Annotated in this window: 12 protein-coding genes; 4 read left to right on the top strand and 8 right to left on the bottom strand. The window is 42.0% G+C overall.

The genetic code is table 11. The features are described 5' to 3' along the window. Positions 1 to 64 precede the first annotated feature (64 nt). On the top strand, positions 65 to 1069 hold the full coding sequence (gene ccpA / locus ACVPPQ_RS02230) for a catabolite control protein A (protein WP_025083468.1): 1005 nt from the start codon (positions 65 to 67) through the stop codon (positions 1067 to 1069). A 73-nt stretch (positions 1070 to 1142) separates the two neighbouring features. Here the strand turns inward: ccpA and ACVPPQ_RS02225 are convergent, their stop codons facing one another. Then, a complete protein-coding gene (locus tag ACVPPQ_RS02225) occupies positions 1143 to 3734 on the bottom strand; it encodes a transglycosylase domain-containing protein (RefSeq protein WP_463495408.1) in 2592 nt (863 codons plus the stop codon). A 270-nt stretch (positions 3735 to 4004) separates the two neighbouring features. On the opposite strand from ACVPPQ_RS02225, the gene ACVPPQ_RS02220 reads away from it, so the two are divergent. Then, positions 4005 to 4712 (top strand): glucosamine-6-phosphate deaminase, encoded by a 708-nt coding sequence (locus ACVPPQ_RS02220; RefSeq protein WP_463495406.1) that lies wholly within the window; start codon positions 4005 to 4007, stop codon positions 4710 to 4712. A 267-nt stretch (positions 4713 to 4979) separates the two neighbouring features. Here the strand turns inward: ACVPPQ_RS02220 and ACVPPQ_RS02215 are convergent, their stop codons facing one another. Beyond that, positions 4980 to 5300 (bottom strand): hypothetical protein, encoded by a 321-nt coding sequence (locus tag ACVPPQ_RS02215; protein WP_463495404.1) that lies wholly within the window; start codon positions 5298 to 5300, stop codon positions 4980 to 4982. 406 nt (positions 5301 to 5706) lie between these two features. Between ACVPPQ_RS02215 and ACVPPQ_RS02210 the strand changes: the two genes are divergently transcribed. Continuing rightward, on the top strand, positions 5707 to 7419 hold the full coding sequence (locus tag ACVPPQ_RS02210; protein WP_463495402.1) for a glycosyltransferase family 8 protein: 1713 nt from the start codon (positions 5707 to 5709) through the stop codon (positions 7417 to 7419). 125 nt (positions 7420 to 7544) lie between these two features. On the opposite strand, the gene ACVPPQ_RS02205 is transcribed toward ACVPPQ_RS02210, so the two are convergent. Continuing rightward, positions 7545 to 8252 (bottom strand): DUF4811 domain-containing protein, encoded by a 708-nt coding sequence (locus tag ACVPPQ_RS02205; protein WP_463495400.1) that lies wholly within the window; start codon positions 8250 to 8252, stop codon positions 7545 to 7547. After that, entirely contained in the window at positions 8249 to 9724 is a 1476-nt protein-coding gene (locus ACVPPQ_RS02200; RefSeq protein ID WP_463495398.1) for an MDR family MFS transporter, read from the bottom strand. The genes ACVPPQ_RS02205 and ACVPPQ_RS02200 overlap by 4 nt, the downstream gene beginning before the upstream one ends. Positions 9725 to 9875: 151 nt before the next feature. Here ACVPPQ_RS02200 and ACVPPQ_RS02195 point away from each other — a divergent pair, with 151 nt between their 5' ends. Beyond that, a complete protein-coding gene (locus ACVPPQ_RS02195; protein WP_463495396.1) occupies positions 9876 to 10313 on the top strand; it encodes a MerR family transcriptional regulator in 438 nt (145 codons plus the stop codon). Positions 10314 to 10383: 70 nt separating this feature from the next. Here ACVPPQ_RS02195 and pepV read toward each other — a convergent pair whose 3' ends face one another. The 4 genes from pepV to ACVPPQ_RS02175 form a co-directional block, all read right to left on the bottom strand. Beyond that, complete coding sequence (gene pepV, locus ACVPPQ_RS02190) at positions 10384 to 11787, bottom strand: dipeptidase PepV (protein WP_463495394.1); 1404 nt, start codon at positions 11785 to 11787, stop codon at positions 10384 to 10386. A 151-nt stretch (positions 11788 to 11938) separates the two neighbouring features. Further along, positions 11939 to 14020: a heavy metal translocating P-type ATPase gene (locus tag ACVPPQ_RS02185; RefSeq protein WP_463496319.1), complete on the bottom strand. Its 2082-nt coding sequence runs from the start codon at positions 14018 to 14020 to the stop codon at positions 11939 to 11941. Between the two features lie 210 nt (positions 14021 to 14230). Then, a complete protein-coding gene (locus ACVPPQ_RS02180; protein WP_106483044.1) occupies positions 14231 to 14563 on the bottom strand; it encodes an ArsR/SmtB family transcription factor in 333 nt (110 codons plus the stop codon). Positions 14564 to 14577: 14 nt separating this feature from the next. Further along, on the bottom strand, positions 14578 to 15981 hold the full coding sequence (locus ACVPPQ_RS02175; protein WP_463495392.1) for a glycerophosphodiester phosphodiesterase: 1404 nt from the start codon (positions 15979 to 15981) through the stop codon (positions 14578 to 14580). Positions 15982 to 16031: the final 50 nt, after the last annotated feature.

The raw sequence follows: 16031 nt of genomic DNA, 5'->3' as shown, positions 1-16031 counted from the left end.
GAATAATGAAAACAATGAAAATATTATATTTTTTAATTTCATCAAATGAAAGGAATCATTTATCATGGAAAAACAAACAATTACAATCTACGACGTCGCTCGTGAAGCCGACGTTTCAATGGCAACCGTCTCTCGTGTTGTCAATGGCAATCCAAATGTGAAACCAGCAACGCGTAAAAAAGTTTTAGAGGTTATCGACCGTTTAGATTACCGTCCAAATGCCGTTGCCCGAGGCTTGGCTAGTAAGAAAACAACGACAGTCGGGGTCATTATCCCGGATGTTAGTGATATTTATTTTGCATCTCTTGCTCGTGGGATTGACGATGTGGCAACGATGTACAAATACAACATCATTTTAGCGAACTCAGACGAAAACAACCAAAAAGAAGTGCAAGTGTTAAATACGCTATTGGCAAAACAAGTTGATGGTTTAATTTACATGGGCCACAGTATTTCAGATGAAATCCGGGCCGAATTCTCACGTTCTAAAACACCAATCGTCCTTGCTGGTTCAATCGATCCAGACGAACAAGTTGGTAGTGTGAATATTGATTACGTTGATGCTGTTAAGGATGCAACGTTGAAATTAATCAATAACGGTAATAAGAAGGTCGCCTTCATTTGTGGTAACCTCCAATTCCCAATCAACAGTAAATATCGTTTACATGGCTATAAAGAAGCTTTGAACGAAGCTGGGATTGCCTATGACGAAAGTTTAATCTTCGAAACGGAATACAGCTACAATGCTGGCGAAGCATTATTTGCTAAAGTTCAAGCGGCTGGCGCAACTGCAGCGGTCGTTAGTGATGACGAATTAGCCGTTGGTGTGCTTGACGGCGCCGTTGATGCGGGCGTTCAAATTCCAGCTGATTTCGAATTAATTACCAGTAACAATACGAAGTTAACTGAAATGTTACGGCCACAAATGACGTCAATTTCACAACCATTATATGATATGGGTGCGGTAGCGATGCGTCTCTTAACGAAGATGATGAACAAAGAAGAAATTACGGATAAGACGATTCTATTGCCATACAGCATTGTTGATCGTCAATCAACGAAACATTAAGCAACTTAAAAAGAACATCCCTGATAGCCAGTATTGGTTATCAGGGATGTTCTTTTTTTCTGTCTTAATTTGATTAATCAGAAGTTGAACTGCTTGAGCTAGCGGTTGTCTTATTATCCGCCGTTGGATCGAGTTCATCTGCGGTACTATAAGTAATTGAACCGTAGCCGTTGTTATAGCCTAAATAGTGGTTCCAGAACGTTTGATAATTCTTAGTCGAACCGCCAACTCCGAACTCATAAGTTGTTGCCGGTGGTGTCCAATTATTATAAAGCGAAGTTGTCGTGGTGCCATCTAGGGCTTTAGTTGTGCCGTTGAGTGAAACTGATCCCGGTAATTGACCGGTTAATTTGAGGACCTTACTTGAAATCACGGTACTAGGTTTTTCACGGTCGTTTTCGAGTTTCATTGAATCTGGATCGAGTTGATAAACGCTATTGGCTAATTTAGCCCAATATTGTTCGTTGATGCTGCTGGCACTATCGGTTAAATTCCGACCAGTACTGTCATAGCCCATCCAAGACGCGAGCGTAATCCCTGGGGTGCTCCCGATAAACCAAATATCACGGTTATCGTTAGAAGTCCCGGTTTTACCAACCAAATTATTTGTGTTGAAGTAGAGTTGATCAGACAACGTTGAGGCCGTCCCATCGGTCAATACGCCAGATAACATTTGATTCATGATATATGAAGTGGCCTTTGAAAAGACTTTCGTTTTCTTGGTCTTGTGTTGATAAACAACGTTACCAGCGGGATCGGTAATTTTATCAATGACGTAAGCGTCGACGTGTTGGCCTTGATCAGCAAACGTTGAAAAGGCGCTGGCTTGGTCTAAGACGCTGACCCCGTCGCTTGTGCCACCAAGGGCAAGTCCGAGTTGTGTATAGTCATTAGCGGGCAAGTTGAGGCCCATCTTACTCATATATTCAGACGGATCACTTGTTTTACGAAGTTCGTTGTACAAATTAACGGTCGGAATATTGAGTGATTGGGCTAATGCCGTATCGGCTGGGATGAATTTATTCTGAATTGTGCCACCGTAATCGGTCGGCGCATAAGTTTTAAAGTTGGTTTTAAAATCGGCGAGCATGGTTTTAGAACCAATCAATTTTTGATCAATTGCAGGACCATAAACCAATAATGGTTTAATGGTTGATCCAGGGGAGCGCTTCGTTAACATGTAATTAGTTTGTTTCAATGAGAAATCACGACCACCGACAAACGAGATGACTTTCCCAGTTTGATTGTCCAACAAGACACTCCCATTTTGAACGGGGGAGGAGACTTGTTGTTGCAAACCAGTTACGGCGTCAGTTTCAGTATCGGTATAGGTATAGCCAAAAGTACTACTTTGCTCTTTAACAATATTTTGCATTGAATCATAAATATCTTTGTCGATCGTACTATGGATTTGATACCCCTTGGTACTTAATAGTTCCGTTGCTTGTGTTTGATATTGTTGGTATAACGTATTGTCGCTGTTAAGTTTCTGCGTTGAAATATTAGCTTCTTTAGCTAATTGTTTCGTCATAATATCAGTCGCTTGTGATTCAAGTAAATTATAGACGTAGCCGTAACGCTTCGAAGTTGATTCGGGTTCCGTTTTTGCTTGGAACTCTGAGGTTAAATCAACTTTTTTAGCAGCTTTGTATTCGGTGTTGGTAATTCGGTGATCACGATACATCCGGAATAAAACAGTGTCTTTCCGGTCTAGTCCGTATTTTAAATATTCGGGATCTTTTAAAGTCCCATCTTGATCATAAGGGGTGTAAACTGAAGGACTTTGGGGTAAGCCAGCGATAAACGCTGATTCTGCTAACGATAAGTCTTTAGCATTTTTACCGAATAAGCCTTGCGCTGCCTCTTGGACGCCGGCAATATTTTGGCCTTTATTATTGCGACCTAAAGTAGCGACGTTTAAATAATCTTGTAAAATTTCTTTTTTAGTGAAATATTTGTCCACACGTAGCGCAAGGAGAACTTCAGTCGCTTTTCGTTTGAAAGTCACCTGTGAGGTTAAGACTTGCATCTTAATCAATTGTTGCGTTAGCGTCGACCCGCCGGTTTGTGAACCAAAGCCAGTGACTTCGGAAATAACCGCACGTAAGAGGGCTTTAGGCACGACTCCGGAATGTTGATAGAAGTCTTCATCTTCCGTTGCGACAATCGCATCGGTTAAATAAGGGGACATCTGATCAATTTTAACGGGTGTCCGAACTAAATCGGTTTTAATCGAACCGAATTTAACGTTTTGGTCGAAGTATAGGCCAGCCGCCTGATCGGTGTTATCGAGTTGTTGTTTCAAGACTTGATAACTGGGGATTGGTTCAGATTTCATCAATGCTGCGAAGTAACCAGAACCGATTCCGGCGACTAAGGCAAATAGAATTAAGCCGATTGAAATCCCATAAAGGATGATACTTTTAATGGCTGCCAGACCGACGTTAATCTTAAATAACCAACTGGATTGGCTAAGTGATTGAATATAGTCTCTTTTTTGCGCTTTGGTTTGTTGACTGCGACTTGGTTTAGACGGTACATGAAAAATTCGCTGTAATTTAGCTTTAGCCTTCTGGCTGAAGTGATTGACTTTAGTGCGGCTCACTGCGAGAAACTTGCGTGCTCGTTGCTGCCATTGGTCAGAACGCTGCTTTGGCTCTTTCAAATAATACGCCACCTTTTTCTCATACTGTCCAATATTATATAATAGTTCATCTCATTATCATACCCGATTTTCAATTTGTAAGATAAATGAAAAATTTGACGAGGCATCAGTTGCCAAAAATTGGGGATTATTGAGAAAACGCTAACTCCCAGGTATACCAATTTATCCGCCGTTTTTTAGTATAAAAAAGCTTGCATTTTAAAATAGGGGCGTTTATAATTGGACTATACCAATGGTTCTTTGAATTCAGAACAAAGGGAGAATATAATGATGAAAATTATTAAAGTAAAAGATCAAGTTGAAGGCGCTCAAAAAGGCTTTGAAATTTTTAAAGCAGGTTTGGCTAACGATGCCAAAGTTTTCGGTTTAGCAACAGGGAGTTCACCAATTGCTTTCTACCAAAAAGTGGTTGCTAGCGATTTAGATTTCACAGAATGTACATCAGTTAACTTAGATGAATATGTTGGCTTGCCAGCTGAAAATGATCAAAGTTATCATTATTTCATGAAAGAAAACTTATTTAACAAGAAACCATTTGCTAAATCATACGTACCAAACGGTCTTGCAAGTGATATTCCTGCCGAATTAAAACGTTATGATCAAGTGATTGCTGATAACCCAGTTGACATCCAAATCTTGGGTATTGGTCAAAATGGGCATATCGGTTTTAACGAACCCGGCTCATCATTTGATAGCAACACACAAGAAGTTCAATTAACAGAATCAACGATTAAAGCTAACGCACGTTTCTTCGAAAACGAAGCTGACGTACCCACTAAAGCAATTTCAATGGGCATTGGCTCAATCTTAAAAGCTAAGAAAATTGTCCTATTCGCTTACGGCGAATCTAAAGCTGAAGCCATCAAAGGCACAGTCGAAGGCCCACAAACAACAGACGTACCAGCAAGTGCCCTTCAATTACACGATGACGTTACAATCATCGTAGACGAAGCGGCAGCAAGCTTATTAAGCAAATAAGAGTGCTTTTGGAAAGAGTGCTTGGGCCTCGCGGTAGGTTCTGAGCATTAGCCTAAAATAGCGAATTATGACTGATTTTTAGTCATGATTCGCTATTTGTAGCTAGGCGCAGGAACCTGCGAGCCCATGCACGTTTCGGTTAGAGTGTGATTTTTCATAATCAGCCTCTGAGCATTAACCTAAAATAAAAAACGATCTTGACTAGTCCTTTTAGTCAGGGTCGTTTTTTATTACTGATTTTTGTAGTGATTAAGCTAAATAAGATGTTTATAGAAATGAGATATAAATAAAAACTAGTAAATTAAGCATTGATAGGATCCAGCTAATATAGCTAATCCAAATTCGAACTTTATATTGTTTCGTGCTGACAACTGGATAATCAGGATGTTGTTTCATAAAATCGACGAGTTGTTCAGTTTTTGCAACGGCGGTATTTTTAGTCAAAAGAAAGTAGTTTAATGCGGTATAAAGAACAATTGCCAACAAACAAACGATTGCATAAATATTGGCTTCAGGAGGATAAGAGAACTGGTAAACACTACCAGCACCAAGCGTTAGACAGAATAATCCCAGAATGACTACCCGCATTATTGTTGAAATGGTGTATAACCGAGAGTAATTTGGTACATGATTATTAAGTAGGGCTAAATAGTCAATCGTCATGATTTGTCTTTTTAGTTTAGGGATGATTCTTAGCTGCTTTTGTTGTTCTCGTTCAGTAAAAAATATAATGTAGCGGAGAATAAACGGGACTGAAATCATAATATAAAATAGATTGAAAACAATTGTTTGAGACATAGGAACTCCTTTTACGCTTAAATGATTAACTAATTTTAACATATAAAAATTGATATAAAGATTCAGCAACTTAGGTTATTTAAAATTGTTCAGCGTCGCGTCGTGGCTAGGCAATAAACTTGTCGCTGCTTTTAGCAATTTTGTACACTGAAGATAGTACAACGGATTTTGATATTGATTAAAGGAGGGGATTCAATTGCCAAAAATTGCCATCTTATCAGCAGCCAATCAGGAATATGTACCTTTTTTAAGAGTCATGCTAACTTCGACAATCACAACGATTGCGCCGAAGACCCAGATTGTTTTTTACATTATTGATGATCATTTAACGCCAGTTGCTAAACAACAATTGCAATCTTTAGTTGAAAACGCAGGCCACCAATTGACGTTTATCAACGTAGATGCCGAATTATTTGTCAATTGCCCCGAAAGTGATCATATTAATCAAACGGCTTATTACCGGATTGTCGCCCCTAAGATTTTAGCAAAACAGGATTGGCACCGGGTATTATACTTAGATGCGGATACGTTCATTCAAACTGATGTGACCCCATTAGCGCTAAGTTCGCTACACCGCAACATTATTGGTGCGGTGATTGATCCGGGTCAGGCGTTGACATTGGAAAGGCTCGGGTATTCTAAAACTGAAGCGCGGCAAGCACTGTATTTTAATTCTGGCGTGATGGTGATTGATATTGATCGGTGGGAGGATGCACAAGTCAGTGAGCGGACATTAGATTACATTAATCAATTTCCAGAACGGATTGTCTACCATGATCAAGACGCCTTGAATGCGATTTTAGCCAGCAGTACTGCGATGCTTGAACCCCGATGGAACGTCCAAACATCGTTAATATTTCAACGCCATCAACCGATTAATCAACAGTATGCGCAGTGGTATCAAGCGGCCATTCAGCAACCGGCGATTGTCCATTTTACCGGACACGATAAACCGTGGAATACGCTTAAAGGTCATCCCTATACCAGTCGTTATTTAGCGGTATTAAATCAAGATGATAGTCAGCCAAAAATTCAAATGAATCCGACGATTCGAGTAATTTCAGCGACTAATTCTGAATTTGTGCCCCATCTAGCGACCCTGTGGTGTTCGATTATGACTCACAATACTGGACGACACCAATACCAATTTTATGTGATGGAAGATCATTTGACGATGGCTGATCGACAACTGTTAGAACGAGTGGCGCGTCGTTATCAAGTGCCGGTGACGTTTGTCCAAGTTGATGAACAATTATTGGCACAAGCCGTTGAAAGTGCGCGGATTACGAAAACGGCTTATTATCGGATCTTAATTCCGACAATCATCACTGATCCGGCGATTGACCGGATTTTGTATCTGGACTGTGACTTCTTATGTCAGACGGATTTAGGTGCGTTATGGCAAACGGCGTTAGGCGACCATTATTTGGCGGCCGTCGAGGATGCCGGTTTCCATAATCGCTTGGCGCAGATGCAAGTCGATTATCAAAGCGATCGGTATTTTAATTCCGGAATGTTATTGATTGATTTAGCGAAGTGGCGGGCGGCTAATATTAGCCAGCAAGTAATCGATTATATTAATCAAAATCCTGAAAAATTACGATTCCACGATCAAGACGCGTTAAATGCCGTATTGCACGATCGCTGGTTGGCGGTACATCCTAAATGGAATGCCCAGACCTATATGATGCTTAACGAAGTGCCGCATCCTGAAGTGGCAGGGGCCCAAGCCTATATTGAAGCGCGTCAATCCCCAGGGTTAATTCATTTCTGTGGTCATGCCAAGCCGTGGCAAGGTCAGTCGAATCATCCGTTTGCACCGGCGTATCGCTATACGCAACAGTTATGGCAACAACAAAATTATCCACGGTATCGCGCAATGCGCCACCGTGAAAATCAAGGTGAATAACGAAAAAAGCTGAGTGTGTTGAGTTGCAACAACTTCCGCTTAACCTAAGAGCCCCAATTATCTTAAGTTCAAGATAACTGGGGCTCTTCTGTTAATGCTCAGTTGCTACCCGCAACTCAACGCACTTAGTTTTTTAACGTTGCGACTGCTTTGGCAATCACTTGTTGTTGATATTGTTGGGCGGCCTTTTTAGCCACCGCTTGTTGTTGCGCAGTCGTCATGGTTGGTGTTTGTTGCATAGCGGCCAGCACTGCTTTTTGAGCATAGGCGGTCGCCGCTGTTTTAAGACTTGCTTGTTGGTTCTTAAGTGTTTTAGCTAACTTTTTAGATTGAACATCACTGAGTGTTAACCAGTTTTGGCCAATGTCGAATTGATTGTGCCGGCTGACGAATTGATGATTATTGCCAGCTAAGCCAAACCAGAATTTTGCTTGGCTATTTTTGTAGACCCGGTATTTCGTTGTTGTGACTAATTTAGGACTGGTGCTGACCACTTTGACCGTATTGGTGGTTTTAGTCGTCTGCGTTGTTTTCGGTTGGCTTTGGTGAATGTCAGTCCGATAAAGATAGACTTTTTCAGTGCCGTTACCAAGTGGATGGTAGAGGAGCATTGAAGGACCTTGGCTGTCGGCGGTGGAGACTAGCGACGTTGTTTTCGTTTCGGTGACGGTTTTCATGCCGAAATGATTGTAATCGTTTTGCACGATGAAAAAGATTGAAGCGATGAACCCTAAACCGAAGACGGTCATTAAAACCCCGCGGGAAAGGCCGTTACTAAAGACGGAAGCCAGAAATAAACCGAGGGTACAAAGAATTAAGGTGATGATAATCATGCTTGAGTCCCCCCTTGAATAGTTGATTTTTTAGACGTTAAGAAGAACGTGATGATGAAGCCGATGACACAGAAAATTACGGCAACGATGAACGCCGCGTGGTAACCTGAAAGTGTGGCATCAATCGCTTTATCGCGGAACGCCAATGGTAATGTTTTAAGCATGTGATTTGATGGCACGTTATTCTTCGTCACACTTGAAAGCACACTGATTAAAACGGCGGTCCCAATTGAGCTTGCGACTTGACGGAACGTATTGTTGACGGCGGTTCCGTGACTGATTAAGTTCATTGGTAAAGCGTTCATCCCAGAAGTCGTAACCGGCATCATGACCATTGAAATCCCAAACATCCGGACGGCGTATAAAACGACGATGTAGATGATTGGTGTTTGGGCGGTTAAGAAGATGAACGGTGCAGTTGCGGTCATTAACAGGAACATCCCGGTCATGGCTAAACGTTTAGCCCCGTATTTATCGAAAATTCGACCGGTGATGGGCATCATAATCCCCATCATTAATGAACCGGCTAACAAGGTTAAACCGGAATGGAAAGCCGATTCGCCCCGGATATTTTGGATGTATAAAGGTAAGACCATTTCAGCGCCGACCATCGCCATATTGGTGACACCACTTAAGATGGTTGCAATCGTGAAGACGGGTGATTTGAATACCCGCAGTTCTAAGAACGGATTGGTCATGGTTAATTGACGCCAAATGAATAAGCCAATTACGATAACCCCGATGGCTAAAGTGGCCAAGACGAGCGGATCACCCCAACCTTTATCGCCGACTGCTGAGAATCCGTAGAGTAAACTCCCGAATCCGATGGTCGAAAGAATAATCGATAACATATCAATCTTAGGTTTAGATAATTCGATGACACTCTTCATTTGGAAACTAGCAAGGATTAAGACCAAGATGACGATTGGAATAATCATCCCGAATAGCACGCGCCAGTTGTAAGAATCGATGATCCAACCAGAGAGGGTGGGTCCTAGGGCGGGTGCTAGTCCGATGACAATCCCGGACATCCCCATGGCAGTGCCCCGTTTTTCGGGTGGGAAAATCGTTAACATAATCGTTTGCAAGATTGGCATCGAAATCCCGACACCAGCAGCTTGGATTAAACGGCCGATTAAGAGGACCGCAAATGAACTCGTTGGTGCGATGTAGCAGATGATGGTCCCTAATAAGAACACACTCATGGCTGACATGTAGAGAATTTTAGAATTGAAACGGTTGATTAACCAAGCGCTGATCGGAATCATAATCCCGTTGACCAGTAAGAACCCGGTTGTTAACCACTGAACGGAAGACGTCGAAACATCGAAAGCTTTCATTAAAGTGGGAAAAGCGGTGGATAAAATAGTTTGATTAAGGACTGTACAGAAAGTCCCAATTAATAAGACTAAGACTAGGACGGTCCGATTATACGGTTTACCGTGGATGTCTAATGGTTGCGAATTAGCCAAGATAAAAATCTCCTTTACGTTTAGTGATTCGATTTTAAAGTTTAGACTTTTCAGAAAACATTGTCAAGTAAGTTGACAAGAATGTCATAAGACTTGACAAAAGTAATCAGTTTCATATAATGTGTTTAGAAGTAAGAACGGAGCTGGTGATGTGCAAAAAGATTTCTTTCTCAAATTAATAAGTACCGAACAATTGATATTTGGGATTAGCGAAGTTTGTAAGATGGCAAAGGTGACGCCCCGCCAATTGCGCTATTGGGAACAAAAAGGTTATTTACAATCACGCGAAACGGCTAATCAAAAGGCGCGTGAATACGATGCGCACGCAACGATTAAAGCAATTCTAATTAAACATTTTTTGGATGAAGGGTATACGTTAGCGGTTGCGGTCCAAAAAATTCAAAAACATATGACGAATATGGAATTGGTGAAATCCGTCGTGCGGGACCATTTTGAAGGAATTGAAGAAATCGACGGAGACACTGCCGTTAATTTGGGTTATTTCGATGATACGAAACGCCAAATTTTATACGCAATCGTCAAAGACGGGCAATCGACTTTTAAATTAGTCGACGTTGTGCAAGATTAAGGTGCAAATAAAAAGCGGTGCTGACTTCCTAAGATTAGGAAATCAACACCGCTTATTTTTTAAAGTTAAATTAACGTGTTAAACGGTAGAATGCATCTGCATAGATGGCAATTGCGTTCATGATATCTTCGATGTACATGTATTCGTTAGCTTGGTGCATCACGTTTTCACGTTCTTCAGGAAGGGCACCAAAGGCAACCCCGCGTTCAAGAATCCGACCGTATGTGCCGCCACCGATTACTTGTTCATGACCTTTAAGACCCGTTTGATCTTCAAAGACTTGGAGTAAAGTTTTGACCAATGGATCATCGCCAGCCACGTAATGAGGTTCTTCAGCATGACCGTCAATTGTAACGGTAGCAAGGTTGGCTAATGATGTTGCCAATGATTCGCAAGTACTTTCAGCAGTCACACCTTGTGGATAACGAACGTTCAATAGAACGGTTGAAACACCACCTTGTGTATAATCGAAAACAGCGGGGCAAATGGTTAAATCGCCCATTAAATCATCAGTGTAGTTGACGTTCAACAAGTGACCACGTGAATCTTTGTGCATTAAGCGGGCGATGGTGCCAACATAGTTGCCACCTTGCGTGTCGAATGCAAAGTCAGCTAAGAAAGTTGCTAGATAAGTAGCCGCATTCACGCCAGCTTTTGGTTCTTGGGCGTGTGAGCCTTTACCGATTAAGTTAATCTTAGTATTGGCACCTTCAGCAGTGATTGAACCTTGGAGCTTGTGTTCTGCCAAGTAAGCGTCAAATTGTGCTTCGAAGTCGGCAGGTAATGTTCCAGCAACAACTGCTTGAGCTGTTTGAGGTACCATGTTAGCGCGTAAACCAGATTTGAAACTGATTAATGTGATGTCGCCATCCGCACCAGCAACTGGATTGAAGGTTGCAATATATGACACAATTCCTTTTTCGCCATTGATGATTGGGAAGTTAGCGTCTGGAGAAATTGCGAAATCAGGTTTTGGTTCAACTTCTAGATAACGGTCGATACCAACCCATTCGCTTTCTTCATCAGTCCCAATAATGAAATGGACGGTTTTATTTAATTCGATATTGTTGTCTTTTAATAATTTAAGGGCATAGTAAGCTGCAATTGAAGGGCCTTTGTCATCTGATGATCCGCGGGCGTAAATTTTACCATCTTTAATCACGGGTTCAAATGGGTTTGTTTCCCAGCCTTCACCGGCAGGAACAACATCCATGTGGCCTAAAATACCGAAGATTTCGTCGCCATGACCAGCTTCAATGCGGCCAGCAACATTTTCAATATTCTTAGTGGTAAAACCATCACGATCTGCGATTGCAAGTATTTGTAATAGGGCATCACGTGGTCCAGGGCCTAGTGGTGCATCGTCAGTTTTATGTTCAACGTCGCGCGCACTATCAATCTTTAATAAAGTGGTTAGGTCAGCTAGCATTTGGTCTTTATACTTAGCTGCTTCTTGTTGCCAATTCAATGTCATTGGAGTCCCAGCTTTCTTTGATAGAATTTAACCATGGTTTGGTTAATATAAAATGAAACTACCTTAATTTTAGCATATCAAACCGAATATAAACAGTCCTTTGAAATGAAAATAAGTATGAAAAAAGCCTAATTTAATAGGCTTTTTTTACTTATTTTTTCATAATTCGGAGGGCGTTTAAAATCGCAATTAATGTCACACCGACATCGGCAAAAACGGCTTCCCACATCGTTGCAATCCCCAAGGCACCTAATAATAGGAAGAGTCCTTTGACGGCAAGGGCGAAGATAATGTTTTGCCAAACGATTTTACGGGTAAAACGGGCGATTGAAATCGCGGTGGCGAGTTTAGTTGGTTCATCCGACATTAAAACAATATCGGCGGCTTCGATTGCGGCGTCTGAACCTAAACCGCCCATTGCGACCCCAACATCGGCGCGGGCTAGTACTGGTGTGTCGTTAATCCCATCGCCAACGAAGGCAATTTTGCCGTTGGTGGCGCGGTCGTCGGTGAGCGCAGCGACGGTAGCAACCTTATCTTGTGGGAGCAGTTCACTTTCGACGTGATCAATCCCTAGTTGTTGGCTGACCGTCGTTGCAACGACCTGGTTGTCACCGGTCAACATGATGGTTTGGCGAATGCCAGCTGTTTTTAATTGTTGAATCGCAGTTTTGGCATCGGGTTTCAGCGTGTCGGCGATCACTAAGTAACCTAAGTATTGTCCGGCGTAGGCTAAATGGATACTCGTGCCAACCTCAGCTGGTTCAAGTGGTGTTAAACCACTTTCAGTTAACCAACTGGCTTTACCGGCTTGTAATAATTGGTCGTCAAGTTGACCTTGAACTCCGTGGCCGGCAATTTCGCGAACCGCACTGATTGATTCTGTCAGTGGGGACTGATTAGCCGCCAGGATTGATTGGGCAATCGGATGGTTCGAATTTTGTTCGACCAAGGCTGCTAAATGCAATAAATGATCGCTAGTCACGCCAATCGGATGGATTGCGGTGACCGTAAACGTCCCCTTTGTTAACGTGCCGGTTTTATCAAAGACGACGGTTTGAACGTCGTTTAAGGCTTCAAGGTAGTTACTGCCTTTGACCAGAATCCCATTTTTAGAAGCCGTGCCAATCCCGGCGAAGAAACCTAACGGGATTGAAATCACTAATGCACAAGGACACGAGATAACTAAGAAAATGAGTGCGCGGTATAACCAATCAGCGAAAACCCCACCGAAAAATAGGGGTGGGACAATGGCAAGTAGGAGTGCGAAACCGACGACAATTGGCGTATAAACTTTAGCAAACCGCGTAATGAAGTTTTCGGTAGGCGCTTTTTGACTGCTAGCATTTTCAACGAGATCTAAGATTTTAGCGACGGTTGAATCCGCGTAAGGTTTAGTGACCTCGATACTGAGTAAACCAGACTGATTAATGCCACCGCTTAAGATGTCATCGCCGGCTTTGAAAGCGCGTGGCACTGATTCGCCAGTAATCGCGGCTGTATTGACGAAGCTAGTGCCATCAATGACAATCCCGTCTAAGGGCACCTTTTCACCGGGTTTGACCACGATTGTGTCCCCAACTTGAACGGATTCTGGGGCGACGCGTTGTAGACCGGTGGTTGTTTTTTGATTGGCAAAGGCCGGTTTGATGGCTACTAGGCTAGCGATTGATTGACGCGAATGGTTAATCGCCAACGTTTGGAAATATTCACCAACTTGATAGAAAAGCATGACGCCGACCGCTTCAGCGTATTGACCAATTCCGAAGGCCCCGATGGTTGCAACTGACATTAAAAAGTTTTCATCGAACCATTGGCCGTGGAAAATATTAAAAATGGCTTTCCAGATAATATCGTAGCCGATGATTAAAAAGGCGCTTAGTAGCAATAAAACCTGTCCAGTTGTGTGGACTGCTGGCAGATAAGAAAGACCAAGGAGCAGTGCACTAGCGATTATTCGGATTAAATTAGTATTAAACGACCATTTTTGAGGTGTCGGTTCGGGTTGATTAGCCGATTGGACCGTCACATCGGGTTCCGTTTTTTTGAGTAAGTCCGCTAGCTCGGTTTCAAAAGTGGTTGCCGCTTGCTTACCGGTTAATTCATAATTTAATTTCTGGGTGGCGAAGTTGACTGAACAACTTTTAACGTTAGGCAATCGTTTGACGTTACTTTCGATCTTAATGGCACAGGCTGCGCAATCGATGCCCGTTAATTGAACTTGTTTCATAATAGAAACCTCCTTATTGGTTTAAGACAACCGTTAATTCGGATGAATGTTTTAAATGGACATATGAGCATATATTCATACGTTACCTAAAAGATAACACCAAAATGCTTAGAATGCAAGACTAATGTCGATTAATTATAACGTTGATTGCCACCAAAAGAAAAGCACCCAGCGCAAGCCTTTGAGAGGCTTACGCTGGGTGCTTTTTGACGCTTAATGTTCATTAACGTGGGCGATGACTTGCGAGAAGATATTGATCACGTGATTATCCGCTAAAGAATAGTAGACTTCTTTACCCTCTTTACGACTTTTAACTAATTTCGCTTGTTTTAAGACGCGTAACTGGTGAGAAATAGAGGATTGCGACATTTCTAATACGTTGACGATATCGTAGACCCGTAATTCTGATTGAAATAGTGCGTAGAGAATTTTCGCGCGGGTTTTATCACCAAGTATTTTGAAAAGGGTTGAGATGTGATCCAACGTGTCTTCTTTAGGAAGTGTCTTTTGGACAGAGCGAATCAGTTGATCGTGATCAATTGTCATAGGGAGAGCCTCCGTTAGGATTTAATAGTAGGATTTGACCAAGCGGTTGCAAATTGAAGCAACGGTTTGGGAGTCAGATCTGATTTAACCGGGTTTAAAAAGGTCAGGGGTGTCGGCAGGATGGTTAAGTTTGTTTGCCGTAATTGTGCGGGCAGTTGTCGATAGAAATACCAAACAAGTTGGCTTTGATCAGTACTGGGCGCTAAATTAATTTGCGTTTGTTGGCTCTTAATCCAGCCGTCTTTAACCTTAAACCAAACACGGTTGCCGACGTAGCGGACTGCCAGAATTTGATGGTGACTGTTGGCGATTAAATGGCCGGTCATTTGAGTGGGATGAATCGGGCTATTCCAAGTTGGAATGCTTAGGGGTTGATTTTTAACTTGAATTGATTTACCCACTAAAAGTGCTGCTGCTTGTGCAGTTTGTCCAACGTTAATTGTATCACTTAAAACGAAACGATTGGTACCAATCCGATAGTAAGTTTGATCGTCAATCGTAATGGTTTGGGTGATTTGATAGGTATGCCCCGCTTTCGCCGGGTTTTTAGCGGTGGTTAATTCGTAAGGGTTTTCGATGGTCGGGAGACTCGTTAAACTATTAACTTGCCCCGTTGTATCGAGATTTTTAATATCGGCTTGATCCTGGGCGGCTTGGTAATGGCGGCCAAGCGCAGGATAATTGGTGACGACCCCATCAACGTTTAGATTGACCAACCAATTCCAAGTCGTTTGATTTTCGGCCATTTCATTCCAAACATAAACTTTTTGATGAAGATAGTGGAGTTGTTTAATGATGGTGGGGGTGACTAATTCAGATGAGATATTAATACCGTCGGCGTATTTAAAACTTTCAAATGAAATTCGTTTAAGACTGCCGACGATAAAAATACGCGGAATCTGCGGCATTAATTTTTGCATGTTCATCAGACTCTTAATTGAGAAAGAATGAACCATAATTCGGTCTTGCATATGATATTGTTGAATCAATCTAACCAATTCGGCTTCCATATTTTTCGGATTGCCTTTTTTAGTTTTTTTAGTTTCAATTAAGAATTTAGCATTCGGATTATTTTGATAATGTTCAAAAAGTTGTCCGACACTATGGACAGATTCGCCGTTACTCATTTTAAGCGTGCTGAGTTTGGTGAATGTATTTTGCGAAACAATCGTATCAACGCCGGTTACCCGTTGTAAATTGCGGTCATGAGAGATAACTAAGACACCATCTTGGGATTCATGTAAGTCGAGTTCGACGTAATTAGCACCTTGCGAAAAGGCCATGTCAATACTCTGAAACGTTTCTTCGGGCGCATTGATGGGATCGCCACGATGGCCGATGACGGTAAAACCTGATAATAAGAAAAAACAAGTGAAACAGAAGGCTAATAGCCAACGATGCTGATTATTTTTAAGCAAATCAGCAACCTCCTAACATTTTAAAGCTAGTTAATAAGATACCATTATTC

The sequence above is a fragment of the Latilactobacillus parafuchuensis genome (assembly GCF_055271665.1).
The sequence above is the reverse complement of the archived record's forward strand: the minus strand, read 5'-3'. Positions and strand labels throughout refer to the sequence as shown.

Excerpts from the sequence above, each read along its gene's own strand:
- ccpA (WP_025083468.1), top strand. The coding sequence starts at position 65 with ATGGAAAAACAAACAATTACAATCTACGACGTCGCTCGTGAAGCCGAC.
- ACVPPQ_RS02220 (WP_463495406.1), top strand. The coding sequence starts at position 4,005 with ATGAAAATTATTAAAGTAAAAGATCAAGTTGAAGGCGCTCAAAAAGGC.
- ACVPPQ_RS02215 (WP_463495404.1), bottom strand. The coding sequence starts at position 5,300 with ATGCGGGTAGTCATTCTGGGATTATTCTGTCTAACGCTTGGTGCTGGT.
- ACVPPQ_RS02205 (WP_463495400.1), bottom strand. The coding sequence starts at position 8,252 with ATGATTATCATCACCTTAATTCTTTGTACCCTCGGTTTATTTCTGGCT.
- pepV (WP_463495394.1), bottom strand. The coding sequence starts at position 11,787 with ATGACATTGAATTGGCAACAAGAAGCAGCTAAGTATAAAGACCAAATG.
- ACVPPQ_RS02180 (WP_106483044.1), bottom strand. The coding sequence starts at position 14,563 with ATGACAATTGATCACGATCAACTGATTCGCTCTGTCCAAAAGACACTT.